Here is a 21,968-nt window from a genome sequence, read left to right as displayed (position 1 = left end):
CCTCGTCGCTTCGGTCGCTTCGCTTCCTACGCTCCTCAGTCCAGAACGGGAGGCCCCAGGACCACACAGATCGCCCTGCCGTCAGCCCTTCAATGCGCCTGCCATCAGGCCTCCGATGAACCAGCGGCCCAGGAGGATGTAGACGATCAGCGTCGGGAACGACGTGATCAGGGCGCCGGCCATGCTGGCCGCGTAGTCGACCTTCTGGCCGCCCGCGAGGGCCGCCAGGCCCAGAGTGACCGGGCCGTTGTTCTGCTGGGTGAGGAACAACGCGAACAGGAAGTCGTTCCAGACCGAGGTGAACTGCCAGATCAGCGTCACCACGAACCCGGAGATCGAGATCGGCAGGATGATTCGCAGGTACGTCTGCACCAGTCCGGCCCCGTCCACCCGGGCCGACTCGATGATCTCGTTCGGCACGATGGTGGCGTAGTAGTTCCGGAAGATCAGCGTGCAGATCGGGATGCCGTAGATGCAGTGCGCGACGATCAGCGTCGGCACGCCCCGGGTCACGTCCAGCTCGGTGAAGGTCGTCCGCAGCGGCAGCATCACCGCCTGGTACGGGATGAACATCCCGAACAGGATGAACGCGAACACGATGTTCGCGCCCGGGAACCGCCAGCGGGCCAGGACGAACCCGTTCATCGACCCGATCAGCGAGGAGATGATCGCGGCCGGGATCGCCAGCGACAGCGACCGGATCATGTACGGCTGCAGCACGTCCCAGGCCTTGCGCCACGGCTCCAGCGTCCATTCCTTCGGAAGGTTCCACTGCGAGGCGGCCGTGGTGTCCCCGGAGGTCTTGAAGCTGGTGATCAGTACGACATAAACCGGGATCAGCACGAACAACAGGAACAGCAGCAGCAGAACGTACCGGACCGTGCGGCTGCGCCGGGTCGAGCCGTCCGTGATCGTGCTGTGCTTCTGCGGCTTCCGGCGGATCGCCGCCGCAGCCTGACCGGTCGCAGCGGCCGTATCGGCGCTCATTCCTCGTTCTCCTGCCGGACGGTGTACGCGATGTACGGGATGACGAGGACCGCGACGACCGCGAGCAGCACGATCGCGATCGCGGCCGATTTGGCCATGTCACTGCGCAGCAAGGTGTTCCACATGTAGACCGCGGGCACCTCGGTACGGAACTGGTTCGGCCCGGTGATCGCGTAGATCAGGTCGAACAGCTTCAGCGACATGTGCCCGAGGATGATCAGCGCGGAGAGCGCGATCGGGGACAGCTGCGGGAACAGCACGTGCCGGTACAGCTTGAACTCCGACGCACCGTCCACCCGGGCCGCCTCGCGCAGCTCCGGCGGGATGCCCCGGAAGCCGGCCAGGAACAGGGCCATGATGTATCCGGACAGCTGCCAGACCGCGGGCAGTGCGATGGACGCCATCGTTGTCCATCTGCTCCCCGCGGTCCACCAGGGATTCTCCAGGAAATTCAGATGGAGCATCTCGAACAGCCGGTTCAGGCCGCGCGCCTCGTCGCCCTGGGACGGGTTCAGCAACCAGCCCCAGACCACGCCCGAAGCGATCATCGAGATCGCCATCGGGAACAGGTAGATCGACCGGAAGATCGACTCGCCAGGCACGCCCTTCTCCAGCAGCAGTGCCCAGAGCAGGCCGAAGATCAGCGTGCCCACGATGAACGCCACCGTGAGCACGCCGAGGTTCTTCAGCGAGTTGAGGAACCGGTCCTCACCGAACAGGTGCCCGTAGTTCTCGAATCCGACGTAGTCGGCCGGGCCCTTCCGAGCCGTGTGCCGGTTCGTCAGCGAGGTGTTGAAGGACCATGCGATCAGCCCGTACACGAAGTACCCGAGCAGCAGCACGGTCGGCAGCAGCACCAGGGCTCCGGGTCCCCAGGTGCGGATTCTTCCGTGCACGCTCAGTCCTCCAGCTCGGTTCGCAACTCGCGGTGCATCAGCTCGTCTTCATCGCCGTGACGAGCGACGCCTGCAGCTTCGCGATGTCCTGGCTGCCGCTGAACTGACTGAGCGCGGACAGGATGTCGTTGTTCTGCCCCAGCGTGCACGCGGCACCGTGGGCGCAGGACGGCACGATCTTGTCCTTCTTCCAGTCAGCCATCGCCGACTGCTGGTACTTCGGGTAGTCGGCCGGGTTGGCGTCCGAGCGGGCCGGGATCGAGCCCTTCTTGGTGTTGAACGCCTTCTGGCCCTCGGCCGAGCCGACCGTCTTCAGCCAGCACTTCGCGCCGTCCGGGTCCGCGCCGTTCGTCGGCAGCGTGAACGAGTCCGACAGGAACTGGAAGTTGCCCGCCGTGCCCGGCGCCGGCCAGTACGTGTACGCCGTGTCCGGCACCTTGTCGGCCAACTGCTGCGCGGCGACCCAGTCACCCATCACGAAGTACGCGGACTGACCCTTGTTCAGGTAGCCCAGCGCGTCCGGCCAGTCCACCGCCTCGCGGTCGACGTTGGTGTACGACAGCAGCTTCTTGTACTTGTTCAGCGCCGAGGTGACGTTGGCGCCGGACCAGTCGGTCTTGCCGTCGAACAGGCCCTTGAAGCTGTCCGGCCCGAGCTCGGCCAGCAGCACGACCTCCATCACCATCTCCTGCGCGAAGCCCTTGGAGATGGCCAGCGGCGCCTTGACGCCGGCAGCCTTCAGCTTGTCCATGTCGGCGATCCAGGCGTCCACGCTGGCCGGAGCCGTCGCGGCGTCCAGGTTCGCCTTCTTCAGCACGGTCGGGTTCGTCCAGACCATGTTCGCGCGGTGCACGTTGGCGGGGATCGAGTAGATCTTGCCGTCGACGGTCAGGTTGTCGATCAGGTTCTGCGGGAACGCCTTGTCCAGCCCGAAGTCCTTGTACAGGCCGCTGATGTCGTCGACCTGACCGGCGTTGATGTAGTCGCTCAGTTCCTTGCCGGCGTGCGCCTGGAAGGTGGACGGCGGCTTGCCCGCCTGCAGGTCGTTGGCCAGCACCTGCTTGGCGTTCGAGCCCGCGCCACCGGCGACCGCCGAGTTGACGAACTTGTAGTCCTTGCAGTCGTTCTTGAACACCGACACCATGCCGTCCAGGCCGGCCTTCTCACCACCGTCGGCCCACCAGGTGAAGACCGTGACGTCCTTGTTCGCCGACGAGTCGCCGCCACCGCCGCTGTCGTCGCTGTTACCGCAGGCGCTCACCGCGAGCAGACCCGCCGCACCCACCAGCGCCAGGGTCTTACTCAGACCACCACGCATGATTCACTCTCCGATCAATAGATGGAGCCGCCTGTGACAACGATGCCCCCTTGACTGTGCAACTCTGGGACGGCGCGCAGCGAGTGTCAACGTTCCGCGCAGTCGCGTTGCGCAGCCGTGACCCCGTGCAGCTTGACAGTGTGAGAGCGCGCACATTTGCCGCCTGCGGAGGCTCTGCGCGCACTTGCGATGCGCAAAACTCAGGGCCGTAGCAGCACCTTGATCGCCTGCCGTTCGTGCATCGCGGTGTACCCCTGTGCGACGTCGGCGAGCGGGAGTTCGGAGTCGAACACCCGGCCCGGGTCGATCTCCCCGGCGAGGACGTCGGCCATCAGGTCCGGCAGGTACGCGCGGCACGGTGCCGCACCACCGTTCAGGCCGATGTTCCGCCTGAACATGGTCGAGATCGGCACCTCGACACCGTGCGGTACGCCGACGAATCCGACCGTTGAACCTGGCCGCGCGACCTCGAACGCGGTGGTCATCGACTGTTCCGTACCGACGCATTCGAGGACGGCGTCCGCGCCGACGCCGTTCGTCAGTTCGAGGACGGCCTCGCGCGCCGCGTCGCCGCGTTCGGCAATGATGTCCGTGGCGCCGAACTCCTTCGCCAACTTCTGCCGGGGCAGATGCCGCGACAGGGCAACGACCCGCTCCGCACCCATCCGCGCCGCCGCGAGGACGCCGCACAGGCCGACCGCTCCGTCACCCACGACAACGACCGTGTCGCCGGGCTTGACCCGCGCCGACCGCGCCGCGTGCCAGCCGGTTCCCATCACGTCCGACAACGTCAGCAGGGACGGGATCATCGCGTCGTCGGGCAGCTCGGGTGTGGCGACCAGCGTGCCGTCGGCGTACGGGAGCTTCACGTACTCACCTTGGCCGCCGTCCGCCTTCGCGGTGCCGTAGCCGACCCGGTTCTGGCAAGCGGTCTGGTAGCCCGCCAGGCAGTGCGGGCAGGTGCCGTCGCTGACCACGAACGGCGCGATCACGAAGTCGCCCGGCTTGACCGTACGGACCTCGGCGCCGATCTCCTCGACGATGCCGACGAACTCGTGCCCGATCGGCCGCGGTTCCCGCACCTCCGGGTCACCGCGGTACGGCCAGAGGTCGGACCCACAGATGCACGAGGCAACGACCTTGACCACCGCGTCGCCCGGCCCGTCGATGCGCGGATCCGGGCGGTCTTCCAGCCGTACGTCGAATGCTCCGTGAATCACCGTGGCTCGCATGAGCGCAACGTTAGATCGTCACGTAGCGTCCCCGACGGTGGGCCAGGGCGGGGACGTCGTCCGCGCCGAACTCGACGTGGACGATCTCGAGCTGGATCTGCAGGCCCCACCCGATCTCGGGCGGGTCTTGGTTCACCAACGTGCAGCCCGCCCACGTACTCACGCCGACGGGCGCCGGGCCCCAGGCGGTGTCCGTCCAGTCGATCAGACGGAACGGCCCACCGGGGGCCGGCGCAACGTACCCGAAGGCGTCGGCCAGCTGGCGATGCGGCTCGCCGAGCAGCGACACCACCGCGGTCCTTGCCTCACGCAACGTTTCCCACAGGTCCGACTCCGGGTCGAGCAGACCGATCACGTACCCGGGCGCACCGTCGGCGACGAGCATCGACGACACCGTGAGCCCGGCCCGCTCCCCCTCGTGCGCCGTCGTCCACAGCCCCACCGGCGACGCCAGCCGCCCCCGAAACCGCCGCACCGGACTCCGCTCCGACTCGGGCGGAAGAAACGGATGATCGCCGTGAATGGTCACCCGGCAACGGTAACCCGGTCCGGGAGGGTGAAGTTGTGGATCGGGTGCAGAGTGAGGCCGCTGGAGCCTCGGACGGACTGGACGGCGCCGTTCGCGTCGAACGTGAAGCGGTACGACTCGCCGTACGAGTTGTAGCCGTTGCCGCCCGCGACGCGCAGGGCGTCACCGTCGACCTCGAGCGGCAGCGGCTCGTCGGCCGGGTTCGGTCCGGACGGGTCGGTCACGTACAGCCGCCCGCCGATCAGCATGATGTCGGTGAGGCCCCAGAGGTTCGCGAACCGTCCGGTGAAGCGGGCAAGATCGGCCTCCTCGCCACGCTCCTTCGACTCGGCCAGGTCGAGCAGCCGGAAGAAGCCCTCGGCGAGCTGCGACGCCGGTGCGTCGATCGCGTTCGTCAGGACGACCACGACCAGCCGCTTCTCCGGGTCGACGAGCGTCCGGGTGATGTGGCCCGGGTACCCGCCGCCGTGCCCGATGAGCTCCCGCTCACCGATCTTCGTGACCGCCAGGCCGAGGCCGTACCGCGCCTTGTCGTCGGCGCCGGTGGTCCACAGCGGGTGCTGCATCTCGCGCTTGGACTTGTCGGTCAGCAGCCGGTCGTCGCCGGGCAGGTGCGCGGAGAAGTACGTCGCCAGGTCCCGCGCGTTGCCGAAGAACCCGGTCGCCGAGGCCAGCGCCCGGGTGTCGATGTGCTCGATCGGCACCCGCGCGTCCGCGTACGCCAGACTGCTGTAGCCGGCGGCGTACTCGGTCAGCCTGGCCGGGTCGAGCTCCGGCCCGAGCCCGGTCAGCCCGAGCTTGTCCACGATCGCGGTCTGGACATAGGCGTTGTACGACATTCCGGTGGCCGCCTCGACGACCAGACCGAGCAGCCCGAACCCGATGTTCGAGTACTTGAAACGCTCGTTCTCCGGGATCACGGCCGAGGAGGCGTCCCGCAGTACGGCGAGCAGCTGGTCGCGGTCCGGGAAGGCCGCGGCCAACTGCCACCAGTCCGCGTCCAGGCTGTCCCGGGTCACGCCGCCGGCATGCGCCAGCAGCTCCCGTACGGTCCGCTCGCCGATCGGCGTACCGACGATCTCGGTGACGTGCTGCGACGCCTTGTCGTCCAGCCGCAACCGCCCCTGCTCGACCAGCTGCAGGACGGCCGTCCCGGTGAACGTCTTCGAGTGCGACGCGATCCGGAACAGGTGCTGGTCGGTCAGCGGTACGTCGTTCTCCACATCGGCGTGGCCGTACGCGCCGGAGAACGCGATCCGGTCTCCGGCGTACACCGCGGCCTGGATCCCCGGCACCCGCAGATACCGCTGGTTGTAGCTCAGCCAGCTGTCGTAGTAGGCGAGTACCTCGGTCAGATTCTGGGTCACGGTCGGCTCCTGGGCGGATCGGCGGAACGGAGATGTCCTGCGGGTGTGAAATTCATACCTTCCGCATCAGGGTCTGCTCAACGACGCTTCGGCAGCAACTTCAGCACCGCGAGTCCCGCAAACAAGAGCGCGAAACCGGCCACCGCCAGGGCCAGCGTGTTGGTCGCGGCACCGGTGGCGGCGAGGGTGGTTCCGGGCAGGGTGAGGCTGGTGTGTCCGTACATGGTTGTCCCCGTAAGGCTGTGAATGGATAGGAAGTCCGGTCAGGAGACCGGGGTGGTGACGTGGTGCCAACGGGCCTCGGCCCGCCGGACGGCATCCCACGCCGAGCGGAGCAGGACGGCCTGCAGGAACAGGTCGTACGCCCACTCGACCACCATGACGGTGGCCAGAATCATGGCTCGAAAACCGCGACGGCGAACCGTCACGATCCGTTCGGCGACGAAAACCAGGCCGACCGCGAGCCAGAGCGGCCGGACGTGGAAGTCCGCACCGGCGGTCAGCACGGTGAGCATCAGGAAGCACCACATCGCGAGCAGACCGACGCCCATGCCGGCCTGCTGGACGGCGTACGGGAGCGTGATGCGGTTCAGGCCGTACGCGCGCAGGTTCTCGATCGCACCGCGTTGCCAGCGGACACGCTGCCGCCACAGGTCCCGCCAGGTGGGCATCACCTCGGTGATCACCCAGCAGTCAGCGGGCGACACGCAGCGGTATCCGAGCGACTTGATCGCCAGCGTGATCTCGTTGTCCTCGGTGAGCGCGGTGGTGTCGTACACGAGGCCGTGCGGCCCGGGCAGCTCGTCCCCACGCGCGGCCGCGACGCGTGTCAGTACGTCGACGCGATGCAGGGTCGCCGTACCGGTAAGCACCATCGCGCGCCCCCTCTTGCGGTCGATGTCGCGGGCGTACCGCGCGTACTCGTTGCGCTGCAGCTCGCCGACCAGGCCGTGGCCCTGCTCGCCCCAGAAGATGCCGCCGACCGCACCGACCGTCTCGTCCTCGAGTTCGCGCAGCGCGGTCTCGACGAACGCCGGGGCGAGGGCGCCGTCGGCGTCCATCACCAGGACACGGTCGGCCGGCTCCAGGACCTCGAGCAGGATCGCCAGGGCCTGATTCAGGCCGCCGGCCTTCTTGTCGACGTTACCCACGGTCTCAAAGACCTCGGCGCCGGCCGAGCGCGCGACGGCCGCCGTTGCGTCCGTGCAGTTGTCTGCGACCACGACGACCCGGTCCGGCCGCCGGGTCTGCCGCCACAACGAGTCGAGCGCCGCCGGCAAGGCGGCCTCCTCGTTGTGCGCAGGCACCAGCACCACTACTTGGGCACGACGGCCCGTCCCCCGCTCCAGCACCGCTCTGCCCCCAGTTAGTAAGTGCTTCTACGCTCAACTAACGGAGAGTGTGCGGCCGCGGATCAGAAAAGGCAAGTGGTTGCTCTGAGTATTTTTTTAACGTCCAAGTCACCTTACGTGCACGAAGGCTCCGATCGGCGATCACCCAATGTGGCGGCGGGACTGGATGACGCGGAAGCGGCTCGCTACATAGGCGCCGTCGGTGTAGGTGGCGTTCGCGGCCGGGTTGGCGCCGGTGCCGTGGAAATCGCTGAAGGCGGCCGACTGGTTCACGAACACCGGGCCGGTCAGGTTCTCCGACAAGGCGACGCCTGCGTCGAGGGCCGCGTCCCGGGCTTCGTCGAGGATCTTGGAGTCGGTCGAGTAGATCCCGGCGGTCATCGCGCCGCCCTCGGTGACGGTCGACCGGAACAGCTCCAGCGACTGCGCGGTGTCGGCCGTACGGACCAGGAACGAGACCGGGCCGAAGCACTCCCGCCCGAACACGTCGGCCTCGTCCGCGTCGAGCGCGACGAGCAACGGCGTCCGAACGGTCGCGTCCTCGAACGCCGGGTGCTGGATCGCCCGCGACTCGAGCACGACGTCGCCGTACTCCGCGGCCAGGTCGAGGCGGTTGATGACGGCCTGGTTGACGATGCCGCCGAGGATCTCCACCGCGCGGGCGTCGTCGCCGAGCAGCTTGCCGATCGCAGACCCGAGCGCGGCGCCGACCTCGTCAAAGGACTTGTGGCCCTCGTCGGTCTCGATGCCGCCGGCCGGGACGAACAGGTTCTGGGTGGTGGTGCACATCTGGCCCGAGTACAGACTCAGGGTGAAGGCGAGGTTGTTGCAGAGCGCCTTGAACGCGTCGGTGGAGTCGACGATGACCGCGTTCACACCGGCCTTCTCGGTGAAGACGGTCGCCTGGGTCGCGTTCTGCTCGAGCCACTCGCCGAACTCGCTGCCACCGGTGAAGTCGATCAGCTTCACCTCGGGCCGGGTCGCGAGCGGCTTGGCGAGGCCGTCGCCGGCGCGCTCGGTGGCGAGCGTCACCAGGTTCGGATCGAAACCGGCCTCGGCGAGCACCTCACGGCAGACCTCGACAGTGATCGCGAGCGGCAGTACCGCGAGCGGGTGCGGCTTCACGACGACGGCGTTGCCGGTCACCAGCGAGGCGAACAGACCGGGCCACGAGTTCCAGGTCGGGAAGGTGTTGCAGCCGATCACGAGCGCGACCCCGCGACCGGTGACCGTGAACGTCTTCTCCATCCGGATCGGGTCGCCCTTGGCCGGCTTCTCCCAGGTCGCCGTCGCCGGGTAGCGGCTCATCTCCTCGTACGCGTACGCGACCGCCTCCAGCGCACGGTCCAGCGCGTGCGCGCCACCGGCCTGGAACGCCATCACGAACGCCTGTCCGCTGGTGTGCTGGACCGCGTTCGCCAGCTCGAACACCCGCTTGTGCAGCCGGTCGAGGATCTCCAGCGCGACCCCGGCCCGGCCGTCGATGCCGGCCCGCCGCCAGTCCGCGAGACCCCGCTGGGCCGCGGTCAGCAGCTCGTCCAGCCCGTCCTCGACCACCCGCGGGTACGAGACGTCCATCGCGATCCCGAACGGCGACTGCTCGGTGACGACCGTGCCGCGCGCACCGGGGATCTCGAGGCCGTACGTCGCCCCGAGATGCGCCTCGAAGGCCGCCTTGCCGTCGGCCGCGGCGGTCTCGCCGTACACCCGTGGGCTCGGCGACTCGGGGAACGCGGAGTGGTACCCGCGGTCGTGGATCGCCTTCAGGGCGCCGTTCAGGCGGTCACGATGTGCGGAGAGCAGGTCCGTGGTCATGACTGCGATGTTACAGTCGATGGCGCAACCGGTACTAGTGTGTCACAAGCCGACTTTCTCGATGGGGCAGGCGTATGGACGACTTGGCGGCGCGCGTCGCGGCGGCGATGTGGGCCGAGGACACCGCGAGCGCCGGACTGGGGATGAAGCTCGTCGAGGTCGGCGAGGGGACCGCGCGGGTCGAGATGACTGTGCGCGAGGACATGGTCAACGGGCACGGGATCGCGCATGGTGGATTCGTGTTCAGTCTGGCCGACTCCGCGTTCGCGTTCGCGTGCAACTCGCGTAACCGGGTGACGGTCGCGCAGGCGTGCGACATCGTGTTCGTGGCCCCGGCACATCGCGGCGACGTCCTGGTCGCAGCGGCGCAGGAACGGACGACGTTCGGGCGGAACGCGATCTACGACATCACGGTCACCCGCGGCGACGACGTGATCGCCGAGTTCCGTGGCCGCAGCCGGCAACTCTCAGGCACCATCGTTTCGGAGGAAGTACATGAGTCGTGAGGCCTTTCTGGTCGACGGGGTCCGGACGCCGATCGGGCGGTACGGCGGTGCGCTCGCGGCGGTGCGTCCCGACGATCTGGCCGCACATACGATCTCCTCGCTGCTGAACCGGACGGCGCTCGATCCGGCGCGGATCGACGACGTGATCCTCGGCTGCGCGAACCAGGCCGGCGAGGACAACCGGAACGTCGCGCGGATGGCACTGCTGCTCGCCGGCCTCCCGGACTCGGTGCCCGGGACGACGATCAACCGGCTGTGCGGATCCGGCCTGGACGCGGTCGCGTACGCGGCCCGCTCGATCATTGCCGGAGACAACGACATCGTGGTGGCCGGCGGCGTGGAGTCGATGTCGCGGGCCCCGTTCGTGATACCCAAGGCCACCACGGCGTACTCCCGGCAGGCGGAGGTCTACGACACCACCATCGGCTGGCGCTTCGTGAACCCGGCGCTCAAGACGCAGTACGGGATCGACTCGATGCCGGAGACCGCGGAGAACGTGGCCGCGGAGTTCTCGATCTCCCGCGAGGACCAGGACCTGTTCGCGCTGCGATCGCAGCAGCGGGCCGCGAAGGCCCAGGCGAACGGGCGGCTGGCGGAGGAGATCGTGTCCGTCGACGTACCGGGGAAGCGCGGTGCCGTGACAGTGGTGGATGCCGACGAGCATCCGCGGGACACGTCCCTCGAAGCGCTTGCCGGCTTGAAGACCCCGTTCCGAACGCCCGGTACTGTCACCGCGGGCAATGCCTCCGGGGTCAATGACGGCTCGGCGGCCCTGCTCGTGATGAGCGGGCAGGCAGTCGAGCAGTACGGCGTGACACCGATTGCCCGCATCGTGGGGACAGCCGCCGCCGGCGTACCGCCCCGGATCATGGGGATCGGGCCGGCGCCCGCGACCCGCAAGCTGCTCGAGCGCACCGGTGTCGCGCTGTCCGACATCGAGGTGATCGAGTTGAACGAGGCGTTCGCGTCGCAGTCGCTGGCCGTACTGCGCGAGCTCGGGCTGCCCGACGACGCCGAGCACGTCAACCCGAACGGGGGCGCGATCGCGCTCGGCCACCCACTCGGGATGTCCGGGGCACGGCTCGCACTGACCGCCGCACTGGAGCTCCGGCACCGCGACGCCCAGTACGCGTTGGCCACCATGTGCATCGGCGTCGGTCAAGGGATCGCGACCTTGCTTGCCCGTCCCTAGTCGGAGGTGCTGGATGCTTGGCGAACCTTGCCCTGTTGAGCTGCGGGATGCCGGCGAGCAGTTGTCCGTCGACGAGCTCCGGTCGCGTCAGCTGTCGTTGCTGCAGGCAACAGTACGGCGGGCGTACGAGAACGTGCCGCACTACCGTTCCGCGCTGGACGCGGTGGGGTTCAAGCCGGACGACCTGCACGAGCTGTCCGATCTGAGCCGGTTGCCGTTCACCGCCAAGAAGGATCTGCGGGACAACTACCCGTTCGGGATGTTCGCGGTGCCACGGACCGAGGTGGCGCGGGTGCACGCATCGTCCGGGACCACCGGGCGGCCGACCGTGGTCGGGTACACACAGCGGGACCTGGACACCTGGGCCGACCTGATGGCGCGGTCGATCCGCGCAGCAGGCGGACGCGCCGGGGACGTGTGCCATGTTGCCTACGGCTACGGGTTGTTCACCGGCGGGCTCGGCGCGCACTACGGAGCCGAGCGGCTCGGGTGCACCGTCGTACCGGTCTCGGGCGGCATGACCGAGCGGCAGGTGGACCTGATCCGCGACTTCGGGGCCCGGATCATCATGGTCACCCCCTCGTACTTCCTGTCGATCGTCGACGAGCTGGAGCGCCGCGGGCTCGATCCGCGGGACACCTCGTTGCGGATCGGGATCTTCGGCGCGGAGCCCTGGACCGAGCAGATGCGGACCGAGGTCGAGGAACGGACCGGCATTCACGCGGTCGACATCTACGGGCTGTCCGAGGTGATGGGGCCCGGTGTCGCGCAGGAGTGCGTGGAGACCAAGGACGGGCTGCACATCTGGGAGGACCACTTCTACCCGGAGATCATCGACCCGGTGACCGGTGAGGTGCTGCCGGACGGCTCCGAAGGCGAGTTGGTCTTCACCACGCTGACCAAGGAAGCCTTTCCGGTACTGCGGTACCGCACCCGCGACCTGACCCGGCTGCTCCCCGGCACCGCCCGCCCCGGCCTGCGCCGGATGGAGAAGATCACCGGGCGTACCGACGACATGATGATCGTCCGCGGCGTCAACGTCTTCCCCACCCAGATCGAGGAACAACTCCTCCTGGTCGACGGTCTCACCCCGCACTACCTCTGCGTCCTCACCCGCCCCGGCCGCCTCGACGAACTCACCGTCCAGGTCGAAGCCGCCCCCGGCCTTACCGACCGCTCAGCAGCCGCCGCAGCCCTCGCCCACCGCATCAAGAGCCGGGTAGGCGTCACCGCAACCGTCGAGGTAGTCGCCCCACACGCCCTCGAACGCTCCCTCGGCAAAGCCAAACGCATCCGCGACGACCGGTAGCTGTACCGAAGAACGGGTAGTGGTGCCGGTCGACCGGTCGGTCGCGGGCCGGCTGAGCGGGCGCCGGCGGCGCCGGTGCGGCCGACGCCCGACCACAACCCGTTCTTCGGTACGTCAGAGCAGCACTTCGGTCTGGGCGTCGGCGGGGCGGGACTTGCGGAAGGCGGGTGGGCGGATGTGCGGGCGGACCAGGGCCTCCACCTCGAAGTCCTCGAGGTTAAATTTGGCGGCGATCTCCCGGTAGGTGGCTCCGGTGCGGACCTCGTCGATGACGTCCTCGACCGGTACGTCGTCGACCAGCGGGCGGCCGTTGGCGCGTTCGGGATCCACGATCACGTCGATGTCGTGGTAGATCACCAGCCGGAGCGTTCCGGCGTACCCGTCGTCGGACCAGCCGATCGCGGCCGAACCGCGGCGGAGGACCCCGGGGAAGCCGCCCTGGCTGTCGCGGATCCGTTCCCAGCCGGCCTCACGGCCCTCCGCGGCGATCTCGACGAGCAGATCGCGGCCGTCGTGCGCGAGCCCGGACCACGCCAGCGGGTACCGGCGGCCGGCCCGTGAGCGGAGCGCGACCGCGGCCTCGCCAATCGCGTGCAGCGACAGTCCCGTACGCCGCAGATAGCGGAGCATGTGCGTCTCGACCAGCCCGGCGAACGTGATCGTCGGCTCGCCACGGCCGCCGCTGCGCGCCTCCAGCGCCCCGGACCGCATCCAGTCACCGAGCGTAGTAGCCGGCAACCCGAGCTGGAGCGCCACCTCAGCCCGCGTGTAGAGCGCCACATCGAACCGCGGATCCACCGCTCACCTCCCTCACAAAGGCGACTCCGCTGAGCATGCCATCCCCGGAGCCGACCTTGAGCACCCATCAACCGTTCTGCGCTGCGGAAATTGGTTGGTAGGGCCCCGAAGAAGGCCAGTACGGTGCTCAGCCATGACTGACGTACAACGCCCTGCCCTGACCGCCGACGAGCGCACCCAGCTGATCGGGTGGCTCGACGTCCAGCGATCCTTCGTCCGGATGAAGTGCATCGGACTCTCCGAGGAGGACGCGCACCGCAAGGTCCTGCCCACCTCCCCCTTGATGACACCGGCGGGGCTCGTCGCCCACCTGCGCTGGGTCGAGTACTCGTGGTTCCAGCTCGGGATGGTCGGGGTGCCGGACACCGGCCAGACGCCATGGGTCGAGGGCGCGCACGTCGACGCCGAGATGTTCGTCGACGACGTACCGATCGCGCAGCTGCTCGACGAGTACGACGAGGAGTGCCGGAGCTCGAACGCGGCGATCGCGGACCTCCCGCTGGAGACCGTCGAGGCCGGGCATCCCACGGAGAAGGCGGCGTCGTTGCGGTACGTCCTGTGCCACATGATCGAGGAAACCGCCCGGCACGTCGGCCACCTGGACATCATCCGCGAGCTGCTCGACGGCACCAAGGGCTACACCGACCCGGAGTAACCCGGTTACGCCCGGGCCGAGGGGTGGATAGGATGTCCGGCATCTGGCACGGGGTAGCGACAAGAGGTGTGATGAGGGAACCCTCCGTACGCCGTTATTCCGGGCGGTCAGTCGAGGAGTGGAAGGCCGCGCGCCGGGAACGGTTGCTGGCCGCCGCGCTCGAACTCTTCGGGACCGACGGCTATCCGGCGACATCCGTGGAACGCCTGTGCACACAGGCGAAAGTGTCCACGCGGCACTTCTACCACGAGTTCCAGAACAAGGAGGCCGTGCTGCTCGCGGTGCACGCGCAGGTGATCGAGCTCGCGGTCCGGAGCACCGGTGACGCGCTCCGGCAGACCGCCGACAAGCCGGTCCGGGAGCGGATCGCCGCGGCCGTCGACTCGTACCTGCGGACCATCATGGCGGATCTCCGGCAGGCCCGGATCTCGTTCGTCGAGGTGGTCGGCACCAGTCCGGCGGTCGAGGAGCAGCGGAACGCGTTCCGGGAGCTGCTGATCGGCAACGTCCGGGATCTCGGCGACACCGCGGTCGAGCGCGGCGAGATCAAGCGCAAGGACTTCCGGTTCCTCGCGCTGGCGTTCTTCGGCGCGGTGAACGCGGTCGTCCACGACTGGATGCTCGCCGAGCCACGCCCGCCCGAACAACGCGTTCAGAAGTCCCTACGCGAGCTTGCGGTGCAACTCATCACGGCCTAGCGGGTCCTCGTCGGGGAGGTAGCGCTTGCGGACCTCGGCGACGGCCTCGTCGCGCGACAAGGCGGCGCCGTCCGCGAACGCGGCCTCGTACGCATCGTTGCCCAGGGCATCGCGAATGTTGTCGACGAGCCGTTGTACGTCGGCGTCCGGGATCGCGCGCAGGCCGCGCATGCTCGCCGCGAGCCCGAGCAGGCGGGCTATCTCGGCCGGCTCGCTGGTCAGCAGGTCGGCGTCCAACCCGATCTCGACGACGGCGGCCGCGACCGGCATGTCCTCCGTACTGAGCGCCAGCCCGACGGCCTCGTGGGCGTATCGCTGGGCCTTCTCGATGTCGCCGATGGACGCGTAGATCCGGCTCAGTGCGCCGAGCATCACCGCCTGGCCGTGCGGAGCGATCCGCTCGGCGTCCAGGTCGAGGGTCGCGTACGCACGCTCGGCCAGCTCGCGCGCCTGGTCGACCCGATCGAGCCGGAACTCGATCTTGGCCAGGCCCATGTACGCCATCGCCTCGCCACCACGGGACCCGGTCTCCTCGGACAACCGCCGCGCGCGCTCCAGGTCCGCCCGGGCGCCGTCGTAGTCACCGAGCTCGAGGCGGCTCATCGCACAGCTGCCGAGCAACTGGTTGACGCCCTCGGTCGTGCCGAGCTCCTCGATCAGCCGGAGCGCCTCGATCAGCGCCTCCAACGCCGCCGCGTGGTCGCCGGTGGTGGCCCAGTACCCGGCGAGGCCGCGCTGCGCCATCGACGTACCGAAGCGGTCACCGATCTTGCGGAAGCCGTCGAGGGCGATGTTCAGGTTGACCACCATCTCCTCGACCTCGCCCTCGTTCTCGCGGAACATGGCGCTGGTCATCAGCCCCATGTTCCGGATCCAGGGATCGGGGTGCCGTCCGGCGGCCTCCAGTTCGGCGAAACAGGTCGCCTTGTCCCGGCGTACGGCGGCCCACACGGCATTGGTGAACAGCCCGATGCCGGAGTCGATCAGGATCTGGTGCTTGCGGGTCATCCAGCGCACTGTGGCAAGGCCGCGGATCCCCTGCTGGAACGAGGCTGCCGGGTCCTCGCTGGCGGACATCCGGCCGAGGGCGAGCAGGTACAGCGCCTCGGCCTTGTCGGTCGGCACACTCTTGCCGGGCACTGCGAGCGCGGCCTGCATCCAGCTGACTGCCTCGGCCGGGCGGCCGCTCATCGTCCAGTACTCACCGAGGACGGCGACCATCTGGACGGCGACTCGCGCGTTGCCGGTGTCGATGGCGGTCCGGAGCGCGTCGATCAGGTTCTCGTTGTCGGCGTCCAGCCGATGGATCCACTCGATCTGCTCGCCGGTCCGCAGCTTCGGCCTGGCCTTGCGGAGCATGCGGCTGAAGTACGCGGTGTGGGCGTGGCGGAAGCGCTCGTACTCGCCGGAGGCGTGCAGCTGCTCACCGGCGTACGCACGGACCGTCTCCAGCATCCGGTAGCGCACCGACCGCTCGTCGGCGGCCGCCTCCACGAGCGACTTGTCCACCAGGGAGGCGAGGACGCCGAGCACGGACTCCGACGGGATGCTCTCGTCGCTGCAGATCACCTCGGCGGCGTCGAGCGTCGCCCCGCCGGAGAACAGCGAGAGCCGCCGCGCAACCGCCTGCTCGTCCGGAGCGAGCAGGTCCCAGCTCCACTCGACCACGGCGCGGAGCGTCTGGTGCCGCGGCAGAGCAGTCCGGGAGCCGCTGGTGAGCAGCCGGAACCGGTCGGTCAGCCGGTCGACGATCTGCGGCGGGGTCAGCGCCCGCAGGCGCGCCGCGGCCAGCTCGATCGCCAGCGGCATGCCGTCCAGCCGGCGGCAGATCTCGGCGACCGCCGCGCGATTGGCGTCGGTCAGCTGGAAGTCGGGGCGTACGGCACGAGCGCGGTCGACGAACAGCTGCATCGACGGATACTCGGCGGTGGCCGAGTCCTCCGGCGGCAGACCGAGCGGACCGACCGGATGCAGGTGCTCACCGGGGATGCTCAGCGGCTCGCGGCTCGTCGTCAGCACCCGCAGCCGCGGGCAGGAGGCGAGCAGCGAGTCGACCAGTCCGGCGACCTCCTGGACCAGGTGCTCGCAGTTGTCGAACACGAGGAGGATGCGGCGGTCGCCGATGACCTCCACCAACCGTTGGGTCGCGGCCCGGCTGGTCGGGATGTGCTTGGGCGCGAAGTGCGCCGGGGAGACGTCGACGTACTCGCTGGCACCGAGGGTGGACAGTACGGCGGGCGCCACGTCGGCGGCGTCGCCCAGGGGCGCGAGCTCCACGAACCAGATGCCGTCGCCGGACTGGTCCACGAGCGACCTGCTCGTCTCGGTGGCCAGCCTGGTCTTGCCGGCACCACCTGGGCCCACCATAGTGACCAGCCGGGTCCCGTTGCTCAGCAGACGGGACAGCTCGGCCACGTCCTCACGCCGGCCGACGAAGCTGGTCAACGGTGCACGCAGGTTGCTCCGCGGTGGTGTTGGCACGGGAGCCGGTGTTGTGTTCGCAACCGGGTCGATCGAGTCGCCCCGGAGAACTGCCACGTGCAGCTCGCGGAGCCGTGAGCCCGGGTCGGCGCCCAGCTCCTCGGCCAGGGTGGTGCGGATCCGTTCGTACGCGGTCAGCGCCTCCGCCTGACGTCCGTCGGCGTACAGGGCCCGGATCAGCAGCTCGTGGACGCGTTCGCGGAGCGGATGCGTGACGGCGAGGTGCTCGAGGTCAGCGATCAGGTCGCGAGCGTGGCCGCAGCTGACGGCCGCCTCGGCCAGATCCTCCTCGGCGGCCAGGCGCAGCTCGGCCAGCCGGTCCGCCTCGACCGCGGCGAACGGGAGGTCACGGAGGTCGGTCAGGGCCTCGCCCCGCCACAGCTTGTCGGCTTGGGCGAGCAGTGCGTGCGCCTTGGCCGGGTCGGAGGTGAGCGCTGCGCGTCCGCGCCGTACCAGCTCCTCGAACTGGAGTGCGTCGACGCAGTCCTGGGCGATCGTCAGCGTGTAGCCGGCCGGGCCGGACTGGACGGAGATGCTCGACTCGGTCGCCGGCAGGCTCGCGCGCAGGCGCGACACCAGGGACTGCAGTGCGTTCGCGCTCGGGGCCTCGCTGCACCACAGACCGTCGACGAGCGTCTCGACGCTCACCGGCCGCCCCGCGGACAGCGCGAGTCGCGCGAGCAGTCCGCGCAGGCGGACGCCGCGGATGTCGAGCGGAGTCCCGTCGGCCGCCCACATCGCGAGAGGACCGAGCACCGCTATGCGCACTCCACCAGCCTCGCACATCCCACCGACCAAACCCCTGCCTTTTGTCACTTGGCTCCCTTAGGCTCCGAACTCGTGACCGATATCGCCGCGCCGGTGCAGACCGCGCTCACCCGTCTCGTCGCCGAACGTCAGTCCAAGGGCCGCGTGCCCGGTGTCGTCGGGGCCGTCGCCCGTGCCGGATCGCTCGCCTGGTCGTACGGGGCCGGATCCGCGGACCTGGAGCATCCGGGCGTACCGCCGACCGCCGATTCGCAGTTCCTGATCGCGTCGCAGAGCAAGACGCTGACCGCGGTGACGATCATGGCCCTGCGCGACGAGGGCAAGCTCAGCCTGGACGACCCGATCGAGAAGCTGATCACGGACAGCAAGCACGAGGGCATCACCGTACGGCAGATGCTCAGCCACGCCAGCGGGATGCAGCGCGAGCCGGTCGGCGACGTGTGGGACCTGATGAAGTTCCCGTCCCGCGAAGACCTCGTCCCCGGCTGGAACGGCGCCGCGCGGATCGGCAGGCCGCACCACAGGTTCCACTACTCGAACCTGGTCTTCTCGCTGCTCGGCGAGATCGTCGCGCGGCTGGAAGGCCGGTCCTGGTACGACTCCGTCAAGGCGCGGATCCTGGACCCGCTGGAGATGCGCCGGACGACGGTCGGCATGGACGGCGGCCCGGCCCAGACCGGGTACTACGTGCCGCCGTTCTCGGACGTACCGGTGCGGGAACCGCTGCTCGACATCGGCGCGATGGACGCGTGCGGCGGGCTGGCGTCGACCGCCGAGGACCTGGCGAAGTGGGCGATGTTCGTCGCGAACCCGGTCGACGAGGTGCTCTCGAAGGACACGCTGGACGAGATGTGCCAGGTGCAGATCATGGCCGACGTGGACCGCTGGCAGCTCGCGTTCGGACTCGGGTTCATGCTGCTGCGCCGCGGCGACCGGTTGTTCGTCGGGCACGACGGTGGGATGCCGGGCCACATCACGTCGACGTTCGTCGACCGCTCCTCCGGTACGGCGGGGATCGCGCTCTTCGGCTCCACGTCCTCGCCGGCCCCGAGCGCGCTGGCGACCGACCTGATCATCAAGGTCCTCGAGGACGACCCGCTGCCCGACGAGGCCTGGGTCCCCGGCACCTCGGTCCCCGACGAACTGGTCGAGGTCCTCGGCACCTGGTTCACCGAGGGTTCGCCGTTCGTCTTCTCGGTCAAGAACGGCACCCTCGAGGCGAAGAGCCCGACAGCTGCCGAACACCAGTCCCCCGCCGTCTTCGAACGCCTCTCCGAAGACACCTACCGCACCGTCTCCGGCCGCGAAACCGGCGAACTCCTGCACATCACCCGAGACCCCGCCGGCCACCCCACAAAGTTGCACTGGGCAACCTACCTCTGCACCCGCCAACCCCTCGCCTTCAGCGAGATCATGCCTGGATGAACCGTGTTGCCCGGAACCAGATCGTCGGATAGCCTTTGAGCATTCCCCCAGTTGCTTCGGTGGCTGGGTGCGAGGCCCCACTTCGGTGGGGCTTCTGCTTTTTCACCACCCGGCCGGTTTCCGGATCACCGATCCCGTGCTGTCCGGCAGCCGATCGGGAAGCTGGCTGGCACTCAGGACTCCCGCACGAATCTGCTTCGCGAACGTCGGTCGACAGGTCCGCAGTCTCTGTCGTGCCGAGAAGTGCTGCTTGTGGACAACTCAGGTCCATCTGCCCCGGGATGCCCCTGGATGCCCCTTAAACGACGCAGAAGTCGTTGCCTTCGGGGTCTTTTAGCCAGAGGTGGTCGAGGGGGGTGGTGTTTTCGTGGGGCACCTCGCGGAACAGGGTGGCGCCGGCCGCGAGGAGGGTTTCGGCGGTGCTGCGGATGCGTTGTTCGCGGAGGTGCTGAGGTTCGGAGCGGCCGCCTGCTACCTGGAGGTCCAGGTGCAGACGGTTCTTGACGGTGCGCGGCTCCGGGACCTTGAGGAAGGAGATGGACGGGAGGACGCCGTTCGGGTCGGAGATCGACGCGCCGTCGTTCCACTCGTTCTCGGGGACGTTGAGCTCGGTGAGCCACGCCTCCCAGGTGTCCCAGCCGGCCGGCGGATCGGACTCGGTGTAGCCCAGCGCCGTACACCAGAAGCGCGCGACCAGCGCCGGGTCCACGCAGTCGATGGTGAGCGTCCAGTTGGTCGTCATACCGACCACTCTGACGCCCACCACCGACAAATTTCAGGTACGGCGGCGGTAGGCGCGGATCGCCAGCGGAGCGAAGACCGCGATCAGGCCGACCATCCAGGCGAGGGTGATCAGCAGCGGCTTCTGGATCGGGCCGCCGAGCATCAGGCCGCGCATCGTGTCGACCAGGTACTTGACCGGGTTCACGTTCACGAAGGCCTGCAGGAAGCCCGGCAGGGTGCTGGTCTGTACGAACACGTTGCTGCCGAACGTGAGCGGGAACATCACCAGGAAGGCGACGCCCTGCACGCCCTGGGCGGTCTTCAGGGTCAGCCCGAGCCACACCCAGATCCAGCACATCGACAGCGCGAACAACAGCACGACCACCAGCGCGAGCAGCCCGTACCCGACCCCGTTCTGGAACCGGAACCCGAGGATGAAGCCGGTCGTCATCAAGATCACGATCGACAGCGTGTACCGCACCGCGTCCCCGAGCACCGCACCGATCAGCGGCGCCACCCGGGCGATCGGCAGCGACCGGAACCGGTCGAACACACCCTTCGCGAAGTCGTCGTTCAGCGCGACGCCGGTGCCCATCGTGGAGAACACCACGGTCTGCACCAGCAGGCCGGGCAGCAGGAACGGCAGGTAGTCGTGCCAGGTCCCGCCGTTGGCGATCGCGCCGCCGAACACGAACAGGAACAGCACCAGGAAGATGATCGGCTGGAACGTCACGTCCGCCAGCGCCTCCGGGTTCTGCCGGATCCGGACGATGTTCCGCCAGGCCAGCGTCAGGCTCTGCTGGGCCCACGCCAGCGGATTGCTGCGGCGCGCCAGGTGGGCCGCAGGCTCAAGAGTTGCCGCGCTCATCGACCGACTCCTTCCAGGATGTTCTCGGACTGCTTCGCTTCGGCGGTGTGCCCGGTCAGCGCCAGGAACACCTCGTCCAGGCTGGGCAGCCGCAGCGACAGTTCGGTCACCGCGATCCCGGCTTCGTCCAGCCGCCGTACGACGACCGGCATCGACGAACCGTCCGTCACCGGCACACTGACCAGCGTGTTCACGACGTCGACCGTCGGCCGCGTACCGACCGCCTCGGCGACGATCGCGGCGACCCGCTCGATGTGCGACGGCTCGGCGGGACGTACGTCAAGCGATTGCTTGCCGGCTTGCGCCTTGAGCTCCGACGGCCGTCCGTTCGCGACCACGGCGCCCTTGTCGAACACCACGATCGAGTCGGCCAGTGCGTCGGCCTCCTCCAGGTACTGCGTGGTGAGCAGGACCGTGGTGCCGTCGAGCACCAGGTTCCGGATCGTCTCCCAGACGCCGTTGCGGGCGTGCGGGTCGAGGCCGGTCGTGGGCTCGTCCAGGTAGAGGATGCTCGGGTTGCCGACCAGGCTGGAGGCCAGGTCGAGACGCCGGCGCATACCACCGGAGTACGTCTTCGCGATCCGGTCGCCGGCGTCGGTCAGCTCGAACCGCTCCAGCAGCTCGTCCGCCCTGGCGCGCGACTCCGGCCGCGAGTAGCCGAGCAGCCGGCCGATCATGATCAGGTTCCGGCGGCCGGACATGTCCTCGTCGACCGACGCGTACTGCCCGGTCAGCCCGATGATGCTCCGGACCTTCCCGGCCTCCCGTACGACGTCGTAGCCGCCGACCGTCGCGTGCCCGGCGTCCGGCCGGAGCAGCGTGCCGAGAATGCGGACCGCGGTCGTCTTGCCGGCGCCGTTCGGGCCGAGGACCCCCAGAACGGTGCCGGTCGGCACGCTCAGGTCGACGCCGGCAAGCGCGGTCGTACTGCCATATTTCTTGACCAAGCCGACCGCCTCGATAGCGACCTGGTTCGTTGTGGTCATCGGATTCCTCCCAGTGGTCTTACTCAACTGGGACTACCATCCTGCGTCGCCCTGGCACCGGGC

At 68.7% G+C, this 21,968-nt stretch carries 20 protein-coding genes; 6 read left to right on the top strand and 14 right to left on the bottom strand.

Going from position 1 to position 21,968, the window contains the following annotated elements; genetic code table 11:
- Positions 1-81 precede the first annotated feature (81 nt).
- The 9 genes from ACGFI6_RS11800 to paaN form a co-directional block, all read right to left on the bottom strand.
- A complete protein-coding gene (locus ACGFI6_RS11800; protein WP_393117508.1) occupies positions 82-987 on the bottom strand; it encodes a carbohydrate ABC transporter permease in 906 nt (301 codons plus the stop codon).
- Complete coding sequence (locus ACGFI6_RS11795) at positions 984-1,883, bottom strand: carbohydrate ABC transporter permease (protein WP_393117506.1); 900 nt, start codon at positions 1,881-1,883, stop codon at positions 984-986. The genes ACGFI6_RS11800 and ACGFI6_RS11795 overlap by 4 nt, the downstream gene beginning before the upstream one ends.
- A 37-nt stretch (positions 1,884-1,920) precedes the next feature.
- Entirely contained in the window at positions 1,921-3,201 is a 1,281-nt protein-coding gene (locus tag ACGFI6_RS11790; RefSeq protein WP_393117504.1) for an ABC transporter substrate-binding protein, read from the bottom strand.
- A gap of 200 nt (positions 3,202-3,401) precedes the next feature.
- On the bottom strand, positions 3,402-4,433 hold the full coding sequence (locus tag ACGFI6_RS11785; RefSeq protein ID WP_393117503.1) for a zinc-dependent alcohol dehydrogenase family protein: 1,032 nt from the start codon (positions 4,431-4,433) through the stop codon (positions 3,402-3,404).
- A 10-nt stretch (positions 4,434-4,443) separates the two neighbouring features.
- The gene (locus ACGFI6_RS11780; RefSeq protein WP_393117501.1) at positions 4,444-4,908 is read right to left on the bottom strand and encodes a flavin reductase family protein; all 465 of its coding nucleotides are present in this window, start codon (positions 4,906-4,908) and stop codon (positions 4,444-4,446) included.
- 50 nt (positions 4,909-4,958) lie between these two features.
- On the bottom strand, positions 4,959-6,329 hold the full coding sequence (locus tag ACGFI6_RS11775; protein WP_393117499.1) for a serine hydrolase domain-containing protein: 1,371 nt from the start codon (positions 6,327-6,329) through the stop codon (positions 4,959-4,961).
- A 77-nt stretch (positions 6,330-6,406) separates the two neighbouring features.
- On the bottom strand, positions 6,407-6,553 hold the full coding sequence (locus tag ACGFI6_RS11770; RefSeq protein ID WP_393117497.1) for an LPXTG cell wall anchor domain-containing protein: 147 nt from the start codon (positions 6,551-6,553) through the stop codon (positions 6,407-6,409).
- 39 nt (positions 6,554-6,592) lie between these two features.
- Entirely contained in the window at positions 6,593-7,642 is a 1,050-nt protein-coding gene (locus ACGFI6_RS11765; protein ID WP_393118114.1) for a glycosyltransferase family 2 protein, read from the bottom strand.
- A 180-nt stretch (positions 7,643-7,822) separates the two neighbouring features.
- A complete protein-coding gene (paaN, locus tag ACGFI6_RS11760; protein ID WP_393117495.1) occupies positions 7,823-9,496 on the bottom strand; it encodes a phenylacetic acid degradation protein PaaN in 1,674 nt (557 codons plus the stop codon).
- A gap of 74 nt (positions 9,497-9,570) precedes the next feature.
- Between paaN and paaI the strand changes: the two genes are divergently transcribed.
- The 3 genes from paaI to paaK are packed head-to-tail and all read left to right on the top strand — an operon-like array spanning position 9,571 to position 12,503.
- The gene (gene paaI, locus ACGFI6_RS11755) at positions 9,571-10,002 is read left to right on the top strand and encodes a hydroxyphenylacetyl-CoA thioesterase PaaI (RefSeq protein ID WP_393117493.1); all 432 of its coding nucleotides are present in this window, start codon (positions 9,571-9,573) and stop codon (positions 10,000-10,002) included.
- On the top strand, positions 9,992-11,194 hold the full coding sequence (gene pcaF / locus ACGFI6_RS11750; protein ID WP_393117491.1) for a 3-oxoadipyl-CoA thiolase: 1,203 nt from the start codon (positions 9,992-9,994) through the stop codon (positions 11,192-11,194). Before paaI ends, pcaF begins: the two co-directional genes overlap by 11 nt.
- Positions 11,195-11,207: 13 nt before the next feature.
- Entirely contained in the window at positions 11,208-12,503 is a 1,296-nt protein-coding gene (gene paaK, locus ACGFI6_RS11745) for a phenylacetate--CoA ligase PaaK (protein ID WP_393117489.1), read from the top strand.
- A gap of 114 nt (positions 12,504-12,617) precedes the next feature.
- On the opposite strand, the gene ACGFI6_RS11740 is transcribed toward paaK, so the two are convergent.
- Positions 12,618-13,301, bottom strand: coding sequence for a hypothetical protein (locus tag ACGFI6_RS11740; RefSeq protein ID WP_393117487.1), 684 nt, complete (start codon positions 13,299-13,301; stop codon positions 12,618-12,620).
- Positions 13,302-13,434: 133 nt separating this feature from the next.
- Here ACGFI6_RS11740 and ACGFI6_RS11735 point away from each other — a divergent pair, with 133 nt between their 5' ends.
- Positions 13,435-13,956 (top strand): DinB family protein, encoded by a 522-nt coding sequence (locus tag ACGFI6_RS11735; RefSeq protein ID WP_393117485.1) that lies wholly within the window; start codon positions 13,435-13,437, stop codon positions 13,954-13,956.
- Positions 13,957-14,027: 71 nt separating this feature from the next.
- Positions 14,028-14,654: a TetR/AcrR family transcriptional regulator gene (locus ACGFI6_RS11730; protein ID WP_393117483.1), complete on the top strand. Its 627-nt coding sequence runs from the start codon at positions 14,028-14,030 to the stop codon at positions 14,652-14,654.
- Here the strand turns inward: ACGFI6_RS11730 and ACGFI6_RS11725 are convergent.
- Positions 14,619-17,891, bottom strand: a complete 3,273-nt coding sequence (locus tag ACGFI6_RS11725; protein ID WP_393117481.1) for an ATP-binding protein — start codon at positions 17,889-17,891, stop codon at positions 14,619-14,621. The two genes, ACGFI6_RS11730 and ACGFI6_RS11725, sit on opposite strands and share 36 nt — an antisense overlap.
- An 84-nt stretch (positions 17,892-17,975) precedes the next feature.
- Here ACGFI6_RS11725 and ACGFI6_RS11720 point away from each other — a divergent pair, with 84 nt between their 5' ends.
- Entirely contained in the window at positions 17,976-19,328 is a 1,353-nt protein-coding gene (locus ACGFI6_RS11720; RefSeq protein ID WP_393117480.1) for a serine hydrolase domain-containing protein, read from the top strand.
- A 298-nt stretch (positions 19,329-19,626) separates the two neighbouring features.
- Here the strand turns inward: ACGFI6_RS11720 and ACGFI6_RS11715 are convergent, their stop codons facing one another.
- The 3 genes from ACGFI6_RS11715 to ACGFI6_RS11705 are packed head-to-tail and all read right to left on the bottom strand — an operon-like array spanning position 19,627 to position 21,905.
- Positions 19,627-20,070 (bottom strand): VOC family protein, encoded by a 444-nt coding sequence (locus tag ACGFI6_RS11715; RefSeq protein WP_393117478.1) that lies wholly within the window; start codon positions 20,068-20,070, stop codon positions 19,627-19,629.
- A 33-nt stretch (positions 20,071-20,103) separates the two neighbouring features.
- Complete coding sequence (locus ACGFI6_RS11710; protein ID WP_393117476.1) at positions 20,104-20,919, bottom strand: ABC transporter permease; 816 nt, start codon at positions 20,917-20,919, stop codon at positions 20,104-20,106.
- A complete protein-coding gene (locus ACGFI6_RS11705) occupies positions 20,916-21,905 on the bottom strand; it encodes an ATP-binding cassette domain-containing protein (RefSeq protein ID WP_393117474.1) in 990 nt (329 codons plus the stop codon). Before ACGFI6_RS11705 ends, ACGFI6_RS11710 begins: the two co-directional genes overlap by 4 nt.
- Positions 21,906-21,968: the final 63 nt, after the last annotated feature.

Origin of the sequence: Kribbella sp. NPDC048928, from assembly GCF_043197975.1 — a bacterium.
Taxonomy (GTDB): Bacteria; Actinomycetota; Actinomycetes; order Propionibacteriales; family Kribbellaceae; genus Kribbella.
Note: the sequence above shows the minus strand (reverse complement) of the source record. Positions and strands in the feature narration are given on the sequence as shown.